At 47.4% G+C, this 740-nt stretch carries 1 protein-coding gene; it reads left to right on the top strand.

Translation table 11 applies throughout. The features are described 5' to 3' along the window. Positions 1-723 (top strand): DUF3383 family protein (locus tag Y887_RS19695; protein WP_046965632.1); only part of this gene is annotated, 723 nt, incomplete at its 5' end. Between the last annotated feature and the right edge of the window lie 17 nt (positions 724-740).

The following is a 740-nucleotide window of genomic DNA, read 5'->3' as shown; positions in this document are numbered from 1 at the left end:
ACTGCATTCGCCAACATCGGCTCATCCTATACCGCGTTGAAAGGTTACTCAGGCGTTGGTATGATGATCCGTGCAACTAACCTCGCGAATGATTACATCGACCAGGCACCTGCTGAAATTCTCGCGGCGACAAACTATAACACTGTAAATGCAACTCAAAACTACATGTATTATCAGTTTGACACGCGAAATGTTACTGTATCGACTGATTCACGCGCAGATACTGCTGATCAAAACCGTGCAAACTATATCGGCGCTACTCAGCAAGCTGGTCAAACGCTCGCATTCTTCCAGCGTGGCGTTCTGATGGGCGGGTCTACCGCAGCAGTTGACATGAACACTTATGCCAACGAGATGTGGCTTAAATCTGCTATCACTTCTCAGCTGTTCAGCATGTTCTTGAATCTTGGTCGCGTGCCTGCAAACGAAGAAGGCAAAGCGACTGTACAAGCCATGATTCAAGTTGCTGTTGACAATGCGAAGGTTAACGGCACCATCTCTGTCGGTAAGGCGCTGACGGAAATCCAGAAACAGTACATCACGCAAACTTCCGGTGACAACACTGCTTGGCGACAGGTTGAGACTATCGGCTATTGGTTGACTGTCGATTTTGACACTGAAACCACTTCCGATAACCGCACCGAATACTATGCAACATACACGCTAATCTACTCTAAAGATGATGCTGTGCGTCGCGTTGAAGGTCGTGACGTTCTTATTTAAATAATTGCCGCCGTAAC

Source organism: Xanthomonas pisi DSM 18956 (assembly GCF_001010415.1).
Taxonomy (GTDB): domain Bacteria; phylum Pseudomonadota; class Gammaproteobacteria; order Xanthomonadales; family Xanthomonadaceae; genus Xanthomonas; species Xanthomonas pisi.
This window is presented reverse-complemented; position numbering and strand designations above follow the sequence as displayed.